Genomic DNA, 1,188 nt, shown 5'->3' on the forward strand with positions numbered 1-1,188 from the left:
CGGTGTCCTCGCCGCCGTCACGGCCGTGGCGGGCTACACCCTCACCCGGCATCCACGCCGCGGATCCTCCTCCCCGCACTGAACCGACCCGGCCCACGGCCGGGGCTGCGAGACGCCGCTCGCCGTTCCCAGCCGAACAGCCCGTCAGGCAGACCCCGGTTCGCCAGGTCCGCGAAAGGGCGGGTCACCGGCCGGGCGATCGAGGTCACCTACCCCGGACGGATCGCCGCGATGCCGACCGGGCGCGGACTGGCCGCCGACTCCTTCAGCGACTCCCACTTCCTCGCCGAGGTCGTCCTCACGCGGATCGAAGGACGGGCCCTGGTCATCGATCTCTGGCGGCCTGACCAAGGGCTGAGGACGCTCCGCCGCGCTTGAAGTGTCCCCGGGGCCGTGTCGAGTCGCCGAGACCCTTCACGCATCGCGGCACGCGCCCCAGATCAGCGACGCCACGTCCACCCCTGGTGCCGGAACTCGCTACGAACGGTTCGAGCACGACCTGCCCAGCCGCGGCGGGTTAGCCGAGCGCGGCGGTGGCGGGGAGGTGAAACCCGGCGAGTCGGTTCGGCTGAAGGCCGGCCCGCCACCTTAGGGGGCGGGGGCTTGGCAGGACATGACCACGGCCTCATTCGGTGGGTTGGGGGAAGCTGAGCCAATCGCCCGACCCAGGTCCCCGGCTGACTCGTGGACGTAGGCAAGGTTGTTGCGGGAGTTCAGGGTGTCGGGATGGTCGGCGCCCAGCACCCGCTCCCGGTCGGTGAGGGTCTGCTCGTACAGCGGGATCGCCCGACCCAGATCCCCGGCCGCCTGGTAGGCGCCGGCGAGATTGTTGCGGGAGTTCAGGGTGTCGGGATGGTCGGCGCCCAGCACCCGCTCCCGGTCGGTGAGGGTCTGCTCGTACAGCGGGATCGCCCGACCCAGATCCCCGGCCGCCTGGTAGGCGCCGGCGAGATTGTTGCGGAAGGCCAGGGTGGAGGGGTGGTCGGCGCCCAGCACCCGCTGGGAGTCAGTGAGCGTCTGCTCGTACAGCGGGATCGCCCGCCCCAGGTCCCCGGCTGATTCGTAGACGTAGGCGAGGTTGTTGCGGGAGGTCAGGGTGGAGGGGTGGTCGGCGCCCAGCACCCGCTGGGAGTCAGTGAGCGTCTGCTCGTACAGCGGGATCGCCCGCCCCAGGTCCCCGGCTGATTC

General features: G+C 71.4%; 2 protein-coding genes. One reads left to right on the forward strand and one right to left on the reverse strand.

Going from position 1 to position 1,188, the window contains the following annotated elements; translation table 11 throughout:
* The first annotated feature begins 231 nt into the window (after positions 1 to 231).
* Entirely contained in the window at positions 232 to 378 is a 147-nt protein-coding gene (locus ABTW95_RS35600) for a hypothetical protein (protein ID WP_500228626.1), read from the forward strand.
* 210 nt (positions 379 to 588) lie between these two features.
* Here ABTW95_RS35600 and ABTW95_RS35605 read toward each other — a convergent pair.
* Positions 589 to 1,188: tetratricopeptide repeat protein (locus ABTW95_RS35605; RefSeq protein WP_500228627.1), on the reverse strand; the 600-nt coding region annotated here is incomplete at its 5' end.

This window comes from Spirillospora sp. NPDC127506 (assembly GCF_040302145.1).
Taxonomy (GTDB): domain Bacteria; phylum Actinomycetota; class Actinomycetes; order Streptosporangiales; family Streptosporangiaceae; genus Spirillospora.